The sequence below is a fragment of the Aquimarina aquimarini genome, assembly GCF_900299535.1.
In the GTDB taxonomy this organism is placed as follows: Bacteria; Bacteroidota; Bacteroidia; order Flavobacteriales; family Flavobacteriaceae; genus Aquimarina; species Aquimarina aquimarini.
Genome location: NZ_OMKE01000012.1, coordinates 58,640 through 75,545, shown reverse-complemented (window position 1 = coordinate 75,545; position 16,906 = coordinate 58,640). Strand labels below are relative to the sequence as shown.

Sequence of the window (16,906 nt, the reverse complement as noted above, 5' to 3'; positions counted from 1 at the left end):
TGTCATTATATTTATTAATTGTAAAAATTCGAAGTTCTACTCAAAAATTTTTGTTCAACATATGCTTCATATATATGCTCCACATATGATTGAATTAATATTGCCTTTTGTTTTTTTGAAATTTTAAATGCCTTAACATAAGCCTTAGCAGCTTCTTTGTCATTTTGCATACCAGACAACGCTTGTGCTTTAAAACAATAAGCGTAAGCCAAGGAATATGTAATGTTAGTTTTTTCAGCAAATTCAATAGATTTATCTGCTATTTCCAAAGCTCTTTTATAATTTTTGTTCTTGATATAGATAACTGCACTCACAAGGGGGTAATACGTCTCAGATGATGTCTTAGGCAACCATTTTTTTATACTTTCATTGTATTTCTTAATAGAAGTTACATCCCCGTTTAATATAGAAATAGCATTTTTATTTACATCAAAAGCATGTTCCCAATAAGGGAATGAACCATTTTTATAAGAGAGAATCTTGTTACTTTTAGTAATTATATCTAAAAATATTTCTTGACCATCACTTATTGAAAAAAAAGAGCATAGATATAAGCTAAGTCGCGAAGCTTGAACATGAAGACCAATTGTTAAATTAAGCCAATTATAGGATCTTACTTCGATCAGGTTTTTTTTCATTAATTGGATAGCTTTGTCTTTTTCTCCCAAAAACAATAAGGATAATGCTTCAAAGCTTTTTGAAATAATAAATGGATCCAAACCATCTCTAACTAATGTCTTTTTTCCTATTTTTTTATTATATACCTTATAACAGTTTTTACATGATACAATGCATTCTTCAAAACGTCCTTGAAGAAATTGTGTTTGGCCTAGACAATCATACGCCTGAGCCATAAAATTTTTACTATTAAGCTCCTTAGCATTATTCAGCATTTTTTTTGCTAAAGAAAACATTTCTATCACATTGCCTTTAGTGCAATGAAAAATCCAGGATCCTTTTGCTATTAAAAATTCTAACTCAGGATTACTTTTATCAGGTTTTAGAACTTGTCTAGCTTTTTTATAATTTATGATAATCTCAGGATGTTTCCATCCGAATTTATTTGTTAAAACAGCTGCTTTATGTATATACAAAAAAGCTTCTTGTTCTTCTCTATAATCTGGAGAGGCATCTTCCTTGATTTGTTGAATTAAAAACAAAGCTTTATTTGTTAAAGCCAAAGATTCTTGATGCCCCATTTTTTTTTGCAATTCCTGATCTGCTGCTATTTGATAATATTTTATTGCTTTGATAGGTTGCTTTGCTTGATGGAAATGAAATGCTAATAGTTGCGCATTATTTTTTATTGATTCCTCCTCCAATGCCTTAGCCACTCTCTCGTGCATTTCTCTCCTATATACGGTTAACATTCCATCATAGGCTGCATCGCGTATTAAAGCATGTCGAAAGACATAACTTTCTCCTTTTACTTTTCGTTGCTGATAAATCAGATTAGCTTTGATCAAAACCTCCAAATCTGTCTGTACTCTAGCTTCATCTTGTAATGAAGAAGCTATCAACAACTGATAATCAAACTCCCTACCTATTGTTGCAGCTAATTGAGCTGTTTCTTTAGAAAGTCCTAAGCCATCCAATCGGGCGTGTAACAATCCTTTTAAGGTTACAGGAATAAATTTTTCATCCACTTTCTCCGCTAACTTATACATTTCATCATTTTTAAGTAAGCAATTCTTACTCAATAACATCTGAGTTAATTCTTCTATAAACAGTGGAACTCCATCAGCTCTATTACTAATATAATCAATAGCTTCTTCTGTTATAAAAGTGGTATGTAGCATCTCCTCTAAAAACCTTTTCGTAACAGCATCAGATAAAGGTTGAAGAGAAATCTTATGGGTTTTCTCAGAAAACAATTTCACTGAATTACTCGGACGGATGCTCATCAATAACAAGCAATTACTAGCTACCCCAATCATCTTTTCTATAAACACTTGGCTTGTTGGATCTAACCAATGTAAATCTTCGATAACAAAAACAAACTTCTTATATTTCTTTGAACGCAAAAGGAACTTTTCTAAAGTAACCAAGAGAATTTCTTTTTGTCTTTCTGGAGTCTCCTGAGATGGCTGATTTGTATCTGGCAAAGGAATAGATAGCCAAGAACATACAACTGGCATCGTTGTAGCACAATCACAATTAAGGTCTTTTAAAAGCTGTTCTAGTACTGGAATTACGGTCACTACATCTTCCATACCTGTATGAATTCCTAGTTGTTTTTTTAATAATTCTAAAAAAGGATATAAGGCATTATTTTGATGCTCTGGCAAGCAACGACACTCTTGAACGATATATCCTTCTTTTTCGATATTGATTTTGCATTCATACAGCAATTTGGATTTACCAATACCTGCCTGCCCTTCTATGAGTATAGCCTTTCCTTTTTGGGGTGTTACTATTTTCCATTCTTTTAGAATTTGTTGTAATTCGGTGTCTCTACCGATCATTTTTCGGTGGGCACTCCAAGGTCTTAAAAAAGAAAAGGCTTCTGATTTTCGTTCCCCTGTTAGGTAATAAGAAGATAAAGGAGCTTCTAAATTTGGAAGGAAACAAGCTTCAGTGGCTTCAAATTCTAAATATGGGTCTAGCATTTTTTTTGTAGATTCACTTACTAAAATAGTACCCGCTTTGGCAATATACACCAAATTAAAAGCCACATTCGGCACTACCCCTTCTGGAAAGCTATTTCTACTAGACACTACAGTACCAGAATTCATGCTGACCCGAATACTCATAGAGATTCCATGTTGCTCTGCCAATAAAGTACTTCTTTTCTGCACCTGATTAATTAATTCCAAAGCAGTTCTTCCAGCTCTCCTTGCATCTGTATCACTAACTTTTGGGTATCCAAAATAAATCATCAAATGATCCGTAAACTTTCCTGCCAGATACCCTCCAAATCGAGTGGCAGTATCTACACATAAATTCAATTGATCTTTTTGTAGTGTATCTAATGTTTCCAAATCAATTCCAGAGCTTTGAGATTGTATTAAGCTTAACTTAATACATACGACTGTAATCTGGCGTTTGTGACTACTGGGGTTCGTCCATTCAAATTGATTAGCTATGGTAATATCCTCACTCGATTGAGAATCGGTATTTTCTTGCTTTAACTCTCCTACAAGACTATAAAAATTAATCTTAGAATATTCCTCATAAACAACCTCTGCACTTGAAATTCTATATTCAGCTTTTTTTTCTAAGACCCTACGTAATAAATCAGCCAATGGGTGCCCAGCTATGGTAGCAGGCACTAGAATATTAGAGGCGCTTAATTGTTGCTGAAACAACTCTGCTAATGATCCTCCCTTGACAACAGGTTGACCAGTAAGACATTCCAGAAATATAAGCCCCCAAGCGTATAAATCTGATTTTACAGTAACTGGCTCCCCTCGTAATTGTTCGGGAGCACTATAAGCAGGTGTACCCACAATCTCTCTAGTAAGAGTTAGTTTTTCACTGTTTTGTGCTTGAGAATCGCTAGTAAATGTTCCTATTCCAAAATCCAGTATTTTTATATAATATCGAGATCCGTTTGTATTAACCATAATATTTTGTGGTTTGAGATCCCGATGTACAATCCCTTTTGTATGTGCACAGATTAACCCTTCTAGTATCTGTCCCATTAATTCTGAAATTGCTACTGGTGTTAGTTCCTTTTTTTTAAAAATAAACTCATCTAATGTCTCTCCACATATATACTCATACACCGCATATACTTCCTTGTTCTCTGTATACCCCTTATCTATAAGTTTAACAATATTGGGATGATTAATTTCTGCACAAAGCTGGGTTTCTCTTTCAAAACGCACAACCTGACGCTTCCTGATTTGTTCATCAATATTCTCCTTAAACTTTAGCATTTTTATTGCCACTACTTGCCCTGTACTATTTTGTTTTGCTTTATAAACATAACCATGACCTCCTTCACCAATTTTATCTAAAAGTGTATAGTTAATTAAACTTGGAATCGAATTAAACTTATGCCCTACTAAAACGTTTTTCATTATAATTGGGGGATGTTTTATTTATTCTTATTTTAGTCACTGTACCGTATTAGCTAACACCTCACTGATTAGCTTCTCTTCCTTTTGTATTCTAAAATATGGGTGTGCAAAACGAATCTCCTTACTCCTACGCTCAATAATATCAGAAAACAAATACCCGTATGGTTCTAGCTTAACCAACTGTTGCCGTAATCTACAAACTTGTACATTTAAAGCATATTCATCTACTTCCTTATTAAATTCTTTGGAAATATTTGCACATAATTCCTCTATAGAAAACCATCCTTTATCTTTATCACTTCTCCCTAATGTTATATCTTCTATTTTTTTTCTGACTAAAGCAAGTACAAGGTAATTATGTACTCGTTCTCCAAGATTAAGCTCTAATTCATTTATAATAATACTTATCTGAATATGTTCTTCGTCTGCACTAAGAGTTATTAAAAAATACGCCTGATCTATAATAAAACCATAATCCAACGTTTCATCAATTTTTGAATTTTCTATAAACACCCACTTTTCATTATTAAGATAAAGCGTTACCCCATGAATTAGATCAATCGTCTTACCTCCTTTTTCTGCTTTCCATTGCCTTTCTTTGGTACAATAAAAGGTCATCTCAGTATCATTACTTATAAAAACATCATCAGTAAAGGGTAAGGTTAAGGTTTTATCTTTGTCAGCAACTGATTGCAAATACCCTGTAGGAATATCACTATCTATAAACTTCCATTTTGTAGTTTGATTTTGCCCGTATTGTATTGTATCCCCCTCATTAAGCGGAATCGTAGTATGTACAACCTGTTTACCATTGATCAAAGTACCATTTCTACTGTGGTCATGTATAAACCAACAATCATTTTTCCAAAATATAGTTGCATGAGAACTAGATACGTCATTATCTGGAATATACGTGCACACATTATATTTATTTCTGCCAAACGTATGTTGCACATTTAACATAATACTTTTCCCAAGTAAATTGTTCTTTATTATGGCCATTCTTCCTCTTTTTTTTGTGTAGTGCGAATCACACTTACGTAAAGTTAAAGTTTTTACTTGTGTTTTTGCGGGGGTTTCTCTACCGTTTTTTTGTTGTTTTACACTACAAACGCAGTAGGTCTTACTTCAAAAAAAAAAGACATATAACAATCTTGTAATCAAATTATTATTAAAAAAAATATTGGTTTCACATTAATAAATTAACTAAAACCCGTTATATCGCAAGAAATATCTAATGTAAAAACCAAAACCTATTAGAGTATCGTTAAGAGAGGTCGAAAATGTAGAATCCTTCCTTTATAGATTAATCACAATTTTTGCATAAACACAACAATTGACCATACCTTTATTTCCTTAACAACAAATAACTTAAGGACAAAAAAAAGAAACCCTGATAAACAAATGTTTATCAGGGTTTCTTGTACTCGAGGTGGGAGTACCACTATTTTTAATCAAACTTAAATCCATTTAAATTCTTAAATACTACCATATATGGTTTTTTTTAAATAAAACAAAATATAATTAAATCTATTTTTATTCAAAAAAGTTGCCCTTTTTGTTGCCCTATTTAGTATATTTATATCAAACTAAATACGAATGCAAGTTTCATTTCATTTAAGGAAAGACAAAATCGGTAAAGCAGGACTTGCCCCTATAAGAATGATTATCGCCACCAATGGATTTAAAATCTTCAAAGCGGTAAAAGGAGTAAAATGTTCTGAAAGTAATTGGGATACTAGAAAAGAAAGAATTAAAGCTCAAAAGAAAAAAGAAGAATACAATAACTATATAGAATACAACAAAATTATTGATGAGCTAGAAGCTAATGTAAAGAAGCTTGGCAGATATATCCTTCTGAATAATATAGTTCCCACAAAGGAATACATTTTGGAAAAACTTGCATCTGGTATCGAGAAGGTTGAACTCGCACATTTCTTCTTCCCTTCTTTTGAAGAATTTATAGAAACAAACAAATCAGTAAAAGTTCCCAGGACTATTAAATCTTATGTTACTACTCGCAATTTTTTACAGGATTTTGAAACATCCACTGGTTATAAATTAACCTTTGAATCGATTGACAATAATTTCTTTGAAAAAATACAGGATTACACCTTTCTTGATCGAAAAAACAAGAATAGTTACCTAGCTTTTATTATTAAAGTCTTAAACACTTTTATGAGATGGTCATATGATAAAGAATATCATGATAACCTGAAGTTCAAAAAGTTTAAAGTTAGGATTGATGAAACAGAGATCATCTACCTAACGATGAATGAACTAATGACACTCTACAATCATGAGTTCGAATCAAATAGATTAAGCCAGGTAAGAGACGTATATTGTTTTAATTGCTTTACAGGATTACGAATAAGTGATACTAGCTCACTTAAACCTTCTAATATTTCGGATGATGCAATTACACTAACAATTCAAAAAACAAGGGCTAACAATACTAGAATTCCTTTAAATCGGTTTTCTAAAGCCATTCTTGAGAAATATAAAGATACAATTTACGAGCCCTTGCCTATTATTTCACAACAAAAATTCAATAAGTACATCAAAGAATGTTGTGAGGAGGCTGAAATCAACACCCCTATTACTATCACAAGATATATTGGACAAAAACGAATTGACAAAACAGTTCCAAAGCATGATCTAATAACGAGCCATACGGCTCGTAAGACTTTTGTAACCAATAGTCTGGTGCTAGGAATGAAGGAAATGGTAGTACGCAATATTACGGGTCATAAGAAAGAAGAATCGTTTAGACGTTATGTGAAGATTGCTGAGGATCTAAAACGTAGTGAAATGGATAATACTTGGGACAAACTATGATTTCAAAAGATTTTGACACCAACACATATGAACTATCATTTTTAATAGATAACTATGAGCGTTTTGAGAATGATAGTGATTTTTATTATGATTATTCTTATAAGCTCAGTAATCTAACATTATATCAATTTTTGTTTTTTCTAAGTGAAATATTGTTGTCTTACAACATTAAAAAAGATTGTAGATTATCTAAGTTTCTTTATGCCTATGGGGAATATGCAATGAACTTAGGTAATTCGGTGCTTTTCCATCCTAAAGTGATAGAAATGATTATGTCAAATGATACTTCATTAGAAGAATGTAAGTATTATATAGAAAAGGATGTTTCGTATAGATGTTTGGAAAAGCACAACATATATCGAATTTTTCTTGACATTGGAACAGAATATTTTGATAAAACAATACCTTTTTATTTTCTTGATGAAGAGAATGAGGTGTATGTCGCTTTTTCGAATATTGATGAGAAATATAAGAATAAGCTAATCGAAAATGGCACAAATTCTGGTTTTGATGTTAAGTTTTTTGACCCCAAAGCCCCGGAAACAGAATATGTAGTGTCAACTCTCGGTTATATGAATTACAGGATATCGGATGGAGGTAATTTTTTTCGTTTGGGTAATGATTTTTCTATTGCACTTGAGCCATTTGTAAAGAATTCAAGAAAAACTTACGACATAGAAGATATAAATAATGAAATCGATCGATTACTCTTTTTGAAAGATAGTTATGATAAATTTTATGATTTCTATAAGTTAATATTTAATAGATTAAGGAGCTACCAATATTATTCTAATAAAAAAGATAAGATTGGATGTGATTTTTTAAAAGTACTGATTGAAGATCATATCCTAGAATTCGGCACAAGAGACACTGAAAATCCAGAACATTTATTCGACCTACCCATGTCGATTCCTGAACTTTTAAGAGATTTAAGACATGATCTTTTTGAAAATTGTATAGAATTAAAATACGATTTAAAAAGAAAGTATAATATTTCTCAAAGTATTTTTAAAAACACTTTTCTTTTAGATGACACAACCTTGATTGGTGTTGCTACTCTTGTCTTTGGTGAAGAGGTTAAGAATTATATCATTTCGGATTTATATGTTAGTATTGAATTTTTTGAACATTCTAAAGCAAGATTCGCAGAGCACCTTCAGGAAACTATTCTTGTGCCGTCAGATAAGTATTTTTATTCTTCCAAAGATTTTGACAAAATTGAGATTCTTGATTGGCTAGACGGTATAACAGAGCAGTATGTCAGAAACATCAACAAAAATAAAATTAAGTCGATTCTCTCAAGGAATAATATTGATAGAAGTAAGCAAAAGGATATTTTAATAATTAGTCAAAAATTTAGTCAACCAACATTGAAGAAACTGATTACGAATTATCTAAAATCTTCCCAATCATCTTTCACAAACGAAGTAGAAAAGGAAATAGAGTCTTTTATTTTCAACTACTCAGTAGTTGAAGGTAATAATGTTCATCCATCAAAGATCTTATCTCCAGTTGAAAATCTTAAAGAGTATTCTTTTTTAAAGAAAGAAAAGCCGTATCCACAAGATTTTTTCCGATTCTTATGGAAGCTTTCAAGTGAAAAAGGTTTTTTTAAGAATAGTAAAAATAGTATCATCCGTGTCCTCTCTCAATCTCTTCAAGCAAAAAAAGGAGATACTTTTTCTAGATCCACATTAGTTAGAATTAAGGATAAAAAGTTTGAGTCTTCCCAGTTAAAAGGTTTTTGGATTAGAAATGGTCATTTTCTCAAGTAATAATATTTGCTTGTCGACAGTATAGGCTTTATATGATTCATTTTTTCCTGCACCAACAATAACTAGAACCATCACCTTTATAAGTGCATTCAAGAATTTTTCCTTGTTGTTCACATTCTTCTTGAGTAGGATTATCCCTTGGTATGATCTTCAAATCTTTAATATCAATGTTTTCTACTCCATATTTTGCAAATAGTTGTTTTATTTCATCGAAAATTTCTGGAGGTACATTTTTTAGTTTTTTCTTAAATTCTTTCTTACGGTCGCTCATAATCTTAGTTTTGAGAGTATATAATTAATGAATCTGTTTCAATCTGATTTAGAATATTTTTAGATGAAGAAATCACAAATAATTTACCGGTGTAATTATCATTTCCTAATGTGAATTTATTTGTAATCTTACCTTCTTTATTAGATCTATTTTTATAATCGTTAAAAATCCCTCTTGAAGCTCCTAAGGTATCTTCTACTCTGGTTTCTGCAATAGAATTAAGACTTACAATGCCTTTGTTCCGGATTAACTCAGTAGTAAAGTCTATTTCATCAAAAGAATTAGGTTTTATTGTTAAGGACGAAGAAAATACATTAATAGAGTCTAAGAAAGCCTTTTTGAAATTGATATTCACTTCTTTTGATAAACTTGAACTATTTATTTGAATAGTAGCCTTTACCTGAATAGTGTCCTCAATATTGTACGAAACCAATAACTCAGCAATTTTTTTATCGGTTCCTCCAACTTCAATTAGAATAATTTCAGCCGTAGAGTTTTCATTTTCTTGTTTAAAAACTGTAAAATCAACTTTGTTGTCAGTTTCTGTGCTGAAATCCGAAGGAAATTCTGCAATTACTTTTATTTTCGATATTCCATCACTCGGAGCTTCATTATTTTCAATATTAAGAGTGAAATTTTTACCTAAATTTGATGGGTTAAATTCATCTTGATCTTCACATGATGTAATCAAGAAGATTAAAAAAAGATATTTCAAAAATTTCATTTTCAAGGTTTTTTAAAATTTTCAGTTAGCGATGGTATAAATTCTGAAAGCCATTTTCTAATCTCAATATCAATTGATAAACCTATATAAGGTTGAATGGCTAACTCTTTACTACCAGAAATAGGATCTATTTTATTATAAAGAATACCTCCAAAATTTATCCTTGTAGATTGTGTGATCATTTTGTAACTCCCACCGAGCATTAATGAAAAGTCACTAAAAAAATCATCTCTAACATTAGTTTCTTTTACAGATTCCAAAACAACCCCAGTATGAATAGAAAATCTTTGAGCCATTGTCAAATCAGATAAGTTATATGGAATGTTCTTATTAACTGGTGAAAGACTAATATTTACACCTACAAATGGGCTACCTCCCTTTAAAGAAGTAGATGAGGAAACATTTACATAACCCACATATCCAAAATCAGGAACTAAAGTTCGTCTATAGGAAGTCGAATATGAACTCGTATATGAAGATGCAATTGATTTTTCATAATATATAGAATATTCTGCAGTACTTAGAAAGTTTGGAACGAATTGATTATCTCTATATGTCGACCTTTTTTGTTTAATTGCGTCTTCAATTAAATTTATTATCTCACTTCCGTTTAATTTTCGGTTCTGCATTACAGAAATTAAGTAGTTTTCATAGAAATTATATATTTTGATATAATCATAAAAAGGTGAAAAATATTGACTGAATATTATTTGTTCATTTTCTACAAAATTTGATTTTTTAGCTTGTACTACTTTGCTAAATGTGTGTATTTTGGAAAAGCTCGGGTGCCTAAAATTCATTATTTCGAAGCTCTTAAAAGTAATGTTTTCTAGATTTGTGGAATCTTCTGATGACATTGTATCTAAAGAAATATCTTTTATTAATGTTTTGTATGAGTTTAATTCATTCAAAGTAGGATTATAAGTTATACTATACGGGTAATACTTTTTACTAAGTCTATCTACTAATTTCATCCACTTTTTTTTCTCGGATTCGTCACTAGATATAACATATTTGCCTTCATTATGTATCATAGTGAAAACACCATAAATATTATCAGCATCAGAATATTTAACACAAACCTGATAAAAGTAATTTGGCTTTAAAGGAGGTATTATCAAAACATGTTTGTTTTTATCCTTCTCCTTTTGTTTCCAAGTAACTTTTTTATCAATGATAGTATCGAAAAGTTTATCAAATCTCGAACTGTCATTAGAGTTATAAAACCTTTTAGAATATTTTTTAGGGAGTCTTTTAAGAATTACATCAAGAATAAGATTCCTTTCATTCGGAAGTATAATTTCTTTTTCAATATATTTTCCAAATACAACAACATTATCTAAATGAATATTTTTTTCTTCTGGTTTATCCTGAGAAAAAACAAAAAAAGGAAAAAGTATTATTGATGAAAATAGTTTTTTATACATTGGTGGAGTATTATAGTTTAATTTGCAAGAGCAATCATTAGTTTGCTCAAGATATCTTCACGTTGAATAACACCTTTTAATCTTCCTTTCTTATCAACAACAATTAGTTCATCAAGCCCATTACTATCCATTTCTTTCAAAGCTTCAATATTTCTTGTTGAGTCCATAATCTTATTTAAAATTATCCCTGGAAAAATATTTAACTCTTGCGTTACACCGTCATTAACAATTCTAATGAATTCACGTCCAAGGTTTTTATTTTCAAGTATTGCAGAAAGTTTTTCTTTACTTATGAATGCCACGACTTTTTGATTACTATCTAAGAGAACGATAAATCTGAATTTGGTGAACATAAATAAATCTTTTATATATCGAGCAACTGCCTCTCGAGTATAATAACCGCCTATTCCCATTTTAAGAGTTAATATAATCTTATTGCCATCAGTTTTCTTTTTGAGATTAATAACCCTTTCGGATAGGATACTTGTTGGTCCTTTAGCAATAATTTCTAAGTTATCATCATTAGAAAGTTGTTCTATGGAGTCATCACCTGTAGAAATTTTTTGATTGGCTACTTCCTTAAATGTAGCTTCAATATTTCCCGCTTTAAATGAAGTGATTTTATCTGCAAGAATAACATAAACTAGTATGGGTAACAATAAAATTGTTGCATATGAAACATTTCCTTCTACTCCAATTTTTTTTAGAACCCAATAAACTCCAATTGAAATTATCATAAAAATTAGAGTTCCCAGAATTGCTTTTTTTTCCTTCATCACTAAATAGTTTTATAAAAGTTGCTTAAAATTAATTCTTAATCACACCTATTAAAATACCCAATACAGGGTAATTTATATGCATAGGTTTTCCAAAGGTGGAGAATATGCACACTTAAAAGGTGGGGTTGAAAATATAGGGTAGTTAATTCAATAAATATACGTAAAATATTGATTTACAATAAATTATTATCAATATATTCTTATGTTATCTAATTATAGAATTTATCCTTTTTTAAGAATAAACATAGTTATTAATAGCTAATTCTTATGATTTTTGCAATTGCACTAAAATATTTTTTTGGGGTGGTGCAAATACTCCACGTATAACTTATAACCAAATTTGACCTGTTCAAACACCACAACTATTAAAAGTGGTTTAATTTAAAACAGAGCCATATGAGTTTCAAGTTAATTACACACACAGAAAAGGATCTCGAAAGAATGATAGATTTAGTAATCAATAGATTACGTAAAACAGAATTTATACAACAAACTCCTATCAACCTAACAGAAGATCGACTATCACAAAAAGAAACAGCAGCTTTCTTAGGTATATCAGTAACAAGCTTGATAAGCTGGAAGAAAAAAGGAAAGGTACCATATTACCAAATTGGCAGATCGATTTTCTTCTCGAAATCTGAGTTATTGAAACTTGCACGTAAAAATCCAGGACTAGCACAATCAAGTAGAAGATAATGAATAGAGCGTTCAAAGGAGTCTGGATTCCTAAAGAAATATGGCTGAGCAAAGAGCTGTCTTTACAGGAAAAGGTTTTCATAATTGAGATTGAAAGCCTTGAAAACCCTGATGAACAAGATTGCTGCTATGCAGGAAATAAGTATTTCGCAGATTTTTTTGGATTATCAGAAAGTAGAGTATCTGAAATAATTAAAACTCTAGTGCATAAAAAAATGATCACTAGAAAAGTAATCAGAACACAAAATGGATCAAAACGATATTTGAAAATTTCGCACTACCTGAAAGCAGCTATTGCGCACTCCCATAGTCTGGCAGTCCGCACTTCGCAGATACAGGATTCCCGAAGTGGGGAAACTGGAAGTATAATAATACATAGTAATAATACATCTTCTTTTAAAAAGAAAAAATCAAAAATGATCAACGCAAATCCAAGAAAAAAATGAAAAATTCATTAGGACAAAGAGTAAAAGAAAAGTTTGGGTTGGAAACTCCCGAAGAAAAAAAAGAAAGAATTGCGCGACAAAGAAAAACTATAGAATACTTCGAAAATCTTCATAACACACCAGAACCTATTAAAATTAAAAATATGACCTTACCCCTAGAGTGGCTTAAAAAAGAGTTCTATAAGGCTGCAAAAGCATATTACTTGAAAGAACGCAGAGCATTCATTGTAGATGATGAAAATCGACACATACTCGATATCCTTTGTCGCTATTTTGCAAATGATCCCTCATTTGAAGAAATAGTAGAAAATGGGCAATTACAAAAAGGTATCATGCTTGCTGGAAATTGTGGAGTTGGCAAAACTTCATTTTTTGAAATCATGCAAAGTATCGGAAAAGCACATAACATTCCGCAACTATGGTTTACCAATGTTTCTTGCCTTACCATCACAACAAAATTCAATAAAGAAAATAAGAAAAATAATTCCTCCGGAGGTGGTGAAAGTGTAATTGAAAATTACTCAAAAGGCAAAGTATACTTTGATGATCTGGGCAGTGAAAGAATCGTGAACGACTTTGGTATTAGAAAGGAACTCATGAGAGAGATTTTAGAAATGCGATATAATCGCTTTAAAGCTATCGGTACAAAGACTTTTTGCTCTACTAATCTTACTATTAAAGAACTCGTAAAAAAATATGATGGGGATGCTAAAGAAAATCATAAACGCATCGATGATCGTATCTACCACATGTTTAATGTGATTCCTCTTAATGGCGAGAGTCGTAGATTTTAATTTCCCTTTGATACCCAATTCTAAGAAACGGTGAGCGTGTTCTTATTTTAAGAACAGCAAGTTGAGCTCATGCTAACGCAGTGAACTTAACTTGCTCTGCGAGGCTAACCAAAGGGAAATCAATCAATTAGAACAAGTTAAAATTTATAACGGTTTATAAGATTCTTATAACATCTATGTAATGATCTGATTTTCAACATTAAAAATTATAAAACAGATGAAAAAGAGTATTGTGATTAATGAAAAATCCCATAAGGATTTGAGGAATCTTTCAGAAGAATTTAACCGTCCTATCGGAAAATTCACAGAAGGTATGATACTGTTTTTCAAAAAAACAGGACAAGACCCAGCTCTAATAAATGACAAAACTCCCTCTCAAATGATAAAGGTTATTGATCGTAGAATTGTCGGTTTTTTCAAAACACAAGAATCTGAAATTCTCTATCCGTTGCAAGTGTCATTATCAGAATCTATTGAACAGAACACCACTTTTTTCAAAGATTTAATTCAGAATCTGAATTCCATTTTCGGGAGAGTAAAAGAAAAAGATACTGAGTTAAAAAATGATCTATTAAAGATTAGTGAATCATTAAAACAATTGAACTCAAAATTAAGATAATGCCAGTTTGTATTATACATAAAACTACCGCTGACAGTAAAGGGAGTTGTTCCAAATATACTTTTTACCTAAATAAAGAAAATCAAGAATTGATAGCAGATAAAAAGTATGATCGCCAACAATTCTTTTTTGATCAGCAACAAAACAAATTATCAACAGCAACCGCAATGCAAAAGATTGATCAGAATACAAAAGGAAAAGGACTAACCAAAAAAGAAGATAAATACTTCACTGTAACATTGAATTTTAGTGAAAAGGAATTGAGCTATTTGGCAGAAAAAGCAACTGGTAGAAAAGGGATTGATGATGTGAACCAAATGAGTAAAAAAGAGTTTGAAAAATACAATACTAACATCCGTGAGTATGCCAGAAATGCAATGGAAAACTATGCTTCGAATTTCGGGATTAATCTATCCAAAAATAACATTGTGTATTTCGGTAAAACTGAACACAAACGAAAGTATAAAGGCACAGAAAAAGAAGTTATCACGGGTAAAGTTAAAAGTGGAGAGTTAAAACCTGGGCTACAAAGTCATGTGCATATTGTAGTTAGTAGATCCCATAAAGAAAAACGAATCCGATTAAGTCCGCATAGAAGTGCCAGAAACACTAATAATCATAAACTGAGGGGTAGGAATATACCTAATGCAAGTTTTGACCGAATGCAATGGGTTATCAAAAATGAACAATCCTTTGACGAACAGTTCAAATATAAAAGAAGCCTGAATGAGAAGTTTGAAGTGCAATATGCTTTAAAGAATGGAGCTCCTGAAGAAAATATAAAATATAAAAACCTAATACAAGAAAAGAATATAGATAAATCAAAAGAACTAGAATTATGAAAGACATTAATTTAATTGAAGTATTAGGACACACTTTATTTTTTATAATAAAAATCTGGACAGTATATGGCTGTTATCTATTCTGTAAGCATTTTAAGATTCATTATGCTTTTGGAGTACTGATCTACTTTTTCCCATTAGTTAACTTATTGGTCACAGTTTTTCCTTTTTACTACTGGATCAATAAGTTGTTTATTAAAAAGAGTCTCGATAAAATTAATGCCATAGAAGTTGTTGATCCTCAAAATAGTGATAGCTCAGAAAGTTTAAGTTTTAAGACAGAAAAAGGAATCATAACAATTGATAACATCTATAGAAATATATATGTACAAGGTGGAGCTGGTGCAGGAAAATCGAAAAGCGTAATCGAACCAACAATCATTCAATCCGCAAAAAATGAAATGGCTGGTGTTTTTTACGATTTTAAAGCACCTTCCATGAGTGAAAAACTATTATACGAATATAAAGATTCAACTAAGGTAAGTACATTTTTTGTAGATTTTAAAGATCCTTCTAGAAGTAATAGAGTTAATCCGATTTCCCCAAAATACCTTCTCAAATCTGCCCATGCTTTTGAATTAAGCCAAACCCTTATTCAAAACCTTCTGCCAGAAACTATAAAACAGAGAGAGTATTTTGATAGGGAAGCTCAAAGTATTCTAACAGGTGTGATGTGGTATATGAGAAATAATCACCCAGAGTATTGCACCATACCACATATCATTAGCATGTTTTTACATGTCGATACAGAGAAAATTATAGAAATGGTAGGAACAGATACCGAAGCTTCTGGAATGATTTCTAGTTTGAGGCAAGCAATGGATCGTAAAGCTAATAGACTAGTAGCCAGTGTAATGTCAACACTTCAAAATGCTTTATCAACACTTAATAACCCTGAAATATTTTGGATTCTATCTGGGAATGATTTTTCATTAGACCTTAATGATCCCAGCGACCCAAAGTTTATGTGCATTGGTAATGACAGTACTTTATCAGCTACATATGCCCCAGTCATTTCCCTTATTCTATCTTCTACACTGCGGTTAATGAATCAAGAAGATAAATATAAGAGTACAATTATAATTGATGAAGCTCCTACAATTTTCATTCCTAGACTAACAGAATTTTTAGCCACAGCAAGATCCAATAAAATTTCTACAATCTATGCTGCACAGGATTATGGTCAAATCGAAGCTCAAAATGGAAAAGAGGCTGCTCAATCTATTCTTTCAAATTTAGGTACGCAAATTTATGGGCGAACCGCAAATGTAAAAACTGCAGAAATGATAAAATCTATTTTCAGCAAACAAGATAGAACTTTTGTAACCGCTTCACAGAATGATGGGAAATCTGGAGGGTTAGCTTGGCAATTAGGAAGAAGTAAGAGCAAAGGACAAAACGAATCGATTCAGGAAAGAGATCGTGTTAAGGTTACTGATATTATGAATTTGGATAAAGGGGAATTCTATGGAATTGTAGCAGAAGGTACACCCCGAGAATTTTTAAAGACTAAGTTTTTGATTTCTGAACAACCTGAAATAAAACATACTTATAACATCAAAACTCCCGAAGAATATTTCAAACGTAATTATGACAATATCATCAATGAAGTTTTGAGTATTACTGGTAACAAACAAAAAGGAAACGACAATCTAATTAATTTCTAAAAA

At 31.2% G+C, this 16,906-nt stretch carries 14 protein-coding genes; 8 read left to right on the top strand and 6 right to left on the bottom strand.

The annotated features are described in order from the left end of the window. Nucleotides 1-14: 14 nt before the first annotated feature. Together DG508_RS07355 and DG508_RS07350 are read right to left on the bottom strand one after the other, a co-directional pair. On the bottom strand, nucleotides 15-4,025 hold the full coding sequence (locus DG508_RS07355; RefSeq protein ID WP_108867522.1) for a TOMM system kinase/cyclase fusion protein: 4,011 nt from the start codon (nucleotides 4,023-4,025) through the stop codon (nucleotides 15-17). 36 nt (nucleotides 4,026-4,061) lie between these two features. Further along, nucleotides 4,062-5,027, bottom strand: a complete 966-nt coding sequence (locus DG508_RS07350) for an FHA domain-containing protein (RefSeq protein WP_108867521.1) — start codon at nucleotides 5,025-5,027, stop codon at nucleotides 4,062-4,064. Between the two features lie 597 nt (nucleotides 5,028-5,624). Between DG508_RS07350 and DG508_RS07345 the strand changes: the two genes are divergently transcribed. Further along, nucleotides 5,625-6,863 carry a site-specific integrase gene (locus DG508_RS07345; protein WP_108867520.1) on the top strand — a complete coding sequence of 413 codons (1,239 nt, stop codon included), beginning with the start codon at nucleotides 5,625-5,627 and terminating at the stop codon, nucleotides 6,861-6,863. Next, the gene (locus tag DG508_RS07340; protein WP_108867519.1) at nucleotides 6,860-8,638 is read left to right on the top strand and encodes a hypothetical protein; all 1,779 of its coding nucleotides are present in this window, start codon (nucleotides 6,860-6,862) and stop codon (nucleotides 8,636-8,638) included. Before DG508_RS07345 ends, DG508_RS07340 begins: the two co-directional genes overlap by 4 nt. A 37-nt stretch (nucleotides 8,639-8,675) precedes the next feature. Here the strand turns inward: DG508_RS07340 and DG508_RS07335 are convergent, their stop codons facing one another. Genes DG508_RS07335 through DG508_RS07320 form a run of 4 tightly spaced genes read right to left on the bottom strand, consistent with a single transcriptional unit; the run spans nucleotide 8,676 to nucleotide 11,836 of the window. Continuing rightward, complete coding sequence (locus tag DG508_RS07335; RefSeq protein WP_108867518.1) at nucleotides 8,676-8,909, bottom strand: hypothetical protein; 234 nt, start codon at nucleotides 8,907-8,909, stop codon at nucleotides 8,676-8,678. A gap of 4 nt (nucleotides 8,910-8,913) precedes the next feature. Continuing rightward, nucleotides 8,914-9,633, bottom strand: a complete 720-nt coding sequence (locus tag DG508_RS07330; RefSeq protein WP_108867517.1) for a hypothetical protein — start codon at nucleotides 9,631-9,633, stop codon at nucleotides 8,914-8,916. Between the two features lie 2 nt (nucleotides 9,634-9,635). Then, entirely contained in the window at nucleotides 9,636-11,060 is a 1,425-nt protein-coding gene (locus DG508_RS07325; protein ID WP_108867516.1) for a hypothetical protein, read from the bottom strand. Between the two features lie 17 nt (nucleotides 11,061-11,077). After that, on the bottom strand, nucleotides 11,078-11,836 hold the full coding sequence (locus tag DG508_RS07320) for a CBS domain-containing protein (RefSeq protein WP_108867515.1): 759 nt from the start codon (nucleotides 11,834-11,836) through the stop codon (nucleotides 11,078-11,080). 399 nt (nucleotides 11,837-12,235) lie between these two features. On the opposite strand from DG508_RS07320, the gene DG508_RS07315 reads away from it, so the two are divergent. From DG508_RS07315 to DG508_RS07290, 6 genes are all read left to right on the top strand, one after another. Beyond that, the gene (locus DG508_RS07315; RefSeq protein WP_108867514.1) at nucleotides 12,236-12,535 is read left to right on the top strand and encodes a helix-turn-helix domain-containing protein; all 300 of its coding nucleotides are present in this window, start codon (nucleotides 12,236-12,238) and stop codon (nucleotides 12,533-12,535) included. Beyond that, complete coding sequence (locus DG508_RS07310) at nucleotides 12,535-12,981, top strand: helix-turn-helix domain-containing protein (RefSeq protein WP_108867513.1); 447 nt, start codon at nucleotides 12,535-12,537, stop codon at nucleotides 12,979-12,981. Before DG508_RS07315 ends, DG508_RS07310 begins: the two co-directional genes overlap by 1 nt. After that, nucleotides 12,978-13,775, top strand: a complete 798-nt coding sequence (locus DG508_RS07305; RefSeq protein WP_108867512.1) for a P-loop NTPase family protein — start codon at nucleotides 12,978-12,980, stop codon at nucleotides 13,773-13,775. The genes DG508_RS07310 and DG508_RS07305 overlap by 4 nt, the downstream gene beginning before the upstream one ends. A 217-nt stretch (nucleotides 13,776-13,992) precedes the next feature. Beyond that, a complete protein-coding gene (locus tag DG508_RS07300) occupies nucleotides 13,993-14,394 on the top strand; it encodes a BfmA/BtgA family mobilization protein (protein ID WP_108867511.1) in 402 nt (133 codons plus the stop codon). Beyond that, nucleotides 14,394-15,236 carry a DUF5712 family protein gene (locus DG508_RS07295; RefSeq protein WP_108867510.1) on the top strand — a complete coding sequence of 281 codons (843 nt, stop codon included), beginning with the start codon at nucleotides 14,394-14,396 and terminating at the stop codon, nucleotides 15,234-15,236. Before DG508_RS07300 ends, DG508_RS07295 begins: the two co-directional genes overlap by 1 nt. After that, on the top strand, nucleotides 15,233-16,903 hold the full coding sequence (locus tag DG508_RS07290) for a type IV secretory system conjugative DNA transfer family protein (RefSeq protein WP_108867509.1): 1,671 nt from the start codon (nucleotides 15,233-15,235) through the stop codon (nucleotides 16,901-16,903). The genes DG508_RS07295 and DG508_RS07290 overlap by 4 nt, the downstream gene beginning before the upstream one ends. Nucleotides 16,904-16,906 lie beyond the last annotated feature (3 nt).

Excerpts from the sequence above, each read along its gene's own strand:
- DG508_RS07330 (WP_108867517.1), bottom strand. The coding sequence starts at position 9,633 with ATGAAATTTTTGAAATATCTTTTTTTAATCTTCTTGATTACATCATGT.
- DG508_RS07295 (WP_108867510.1), top strand. The coding sequence starts at position 14,394 with ATGCCAGTTTGTATTATACATAAAACTACCGCTGACAGTAAAGGGAGT.
- DG508_RS07335 (WP_108867518.1), bottom strand. The coding sequence starts at position 8,909 with ATGAGCGACCGTAAGAAAGAATTTAAGAAAAAACTAAAAAATGTACCT.
- DG508_RS07345 (WP_108867520.1), top strand. The coding sequence starts at position 5,625 with ATGCAAGTTTCATTTCATTTAAGGAAAGACAAAATCGGTAAAGCAGGA.
- DG508_RS07355 (WP_108867522.1), bottom strand. The coding sequence starts at position 4,025 with ATGAAAAACGTTTTAGTAGGGCATAAGTTTAATTCGATTCCAAGTTTA.
- DG508_RS07300 (WP_108867511.1), top strand. The coding sequence starts at position 13,993 with ATGAAAAAGAGTATTGTGATTAATGAAAAATCCCATAAGGATTTGAGG.
- DG508_RS07320 (WP_108867515.1), bottom strand. The coding sequence starts at position 11,836 with ATGAAGGAAAAAAAAGCAATTCTGGGAACTCTAATTTTTATGATAATT.
- DG508_RS07325 (WP_108867516.1), bottom strand. The coding sequence starts at position 11,060 with ATGTATAAAAAACTATTTTCATCAATAATACTTTTTCCTTTTTTTGTT.
- DG508_RS07305 (WP_108867512.1), top strand. The coding sequence starts at position 12,978 with ATGAAAAATTCATTAGGACAAAGAGTAAAAGAAAAGTTTGGGTTGGAA.
- DG508_RS07315 (WP_108867514.1), top strand. The coding sequence starts at position 12,236 with ATGAGTTTCAAGTTAATTACACACACAGAAAAGGATCTCGAAAGAATG.
- DG508_RS07340 (WP_108867519.1), top strand. The coding sequence starts at position 6,860 with ATGATTTCAAAAGATTTTGACACCAACACATATGAACTATCATTTTTA.
- DG508_RS07290 (WP_108867509.1), top strand. The coding sequence starts at position 15,233 with ATGAAAGACATTAATTTAATTGAAGTATTAGGACACACTTTATTTTTT.
- DG508_RS07350 (WP_108867521.1), bottom strand. The coding sequence starts at position 5,027 with ATGGCCATAATAAAGAACAATTTACTTGGGAAAAGTATTATGTTAAAT.
- DG508_RS07310 (WP_108867513.1), top strand. The coding sequence starts at position 12,535 with ATGAATAGAGCGTTCAAAGGAGTCTGGATTCCTAAAGAAATATGGCTG.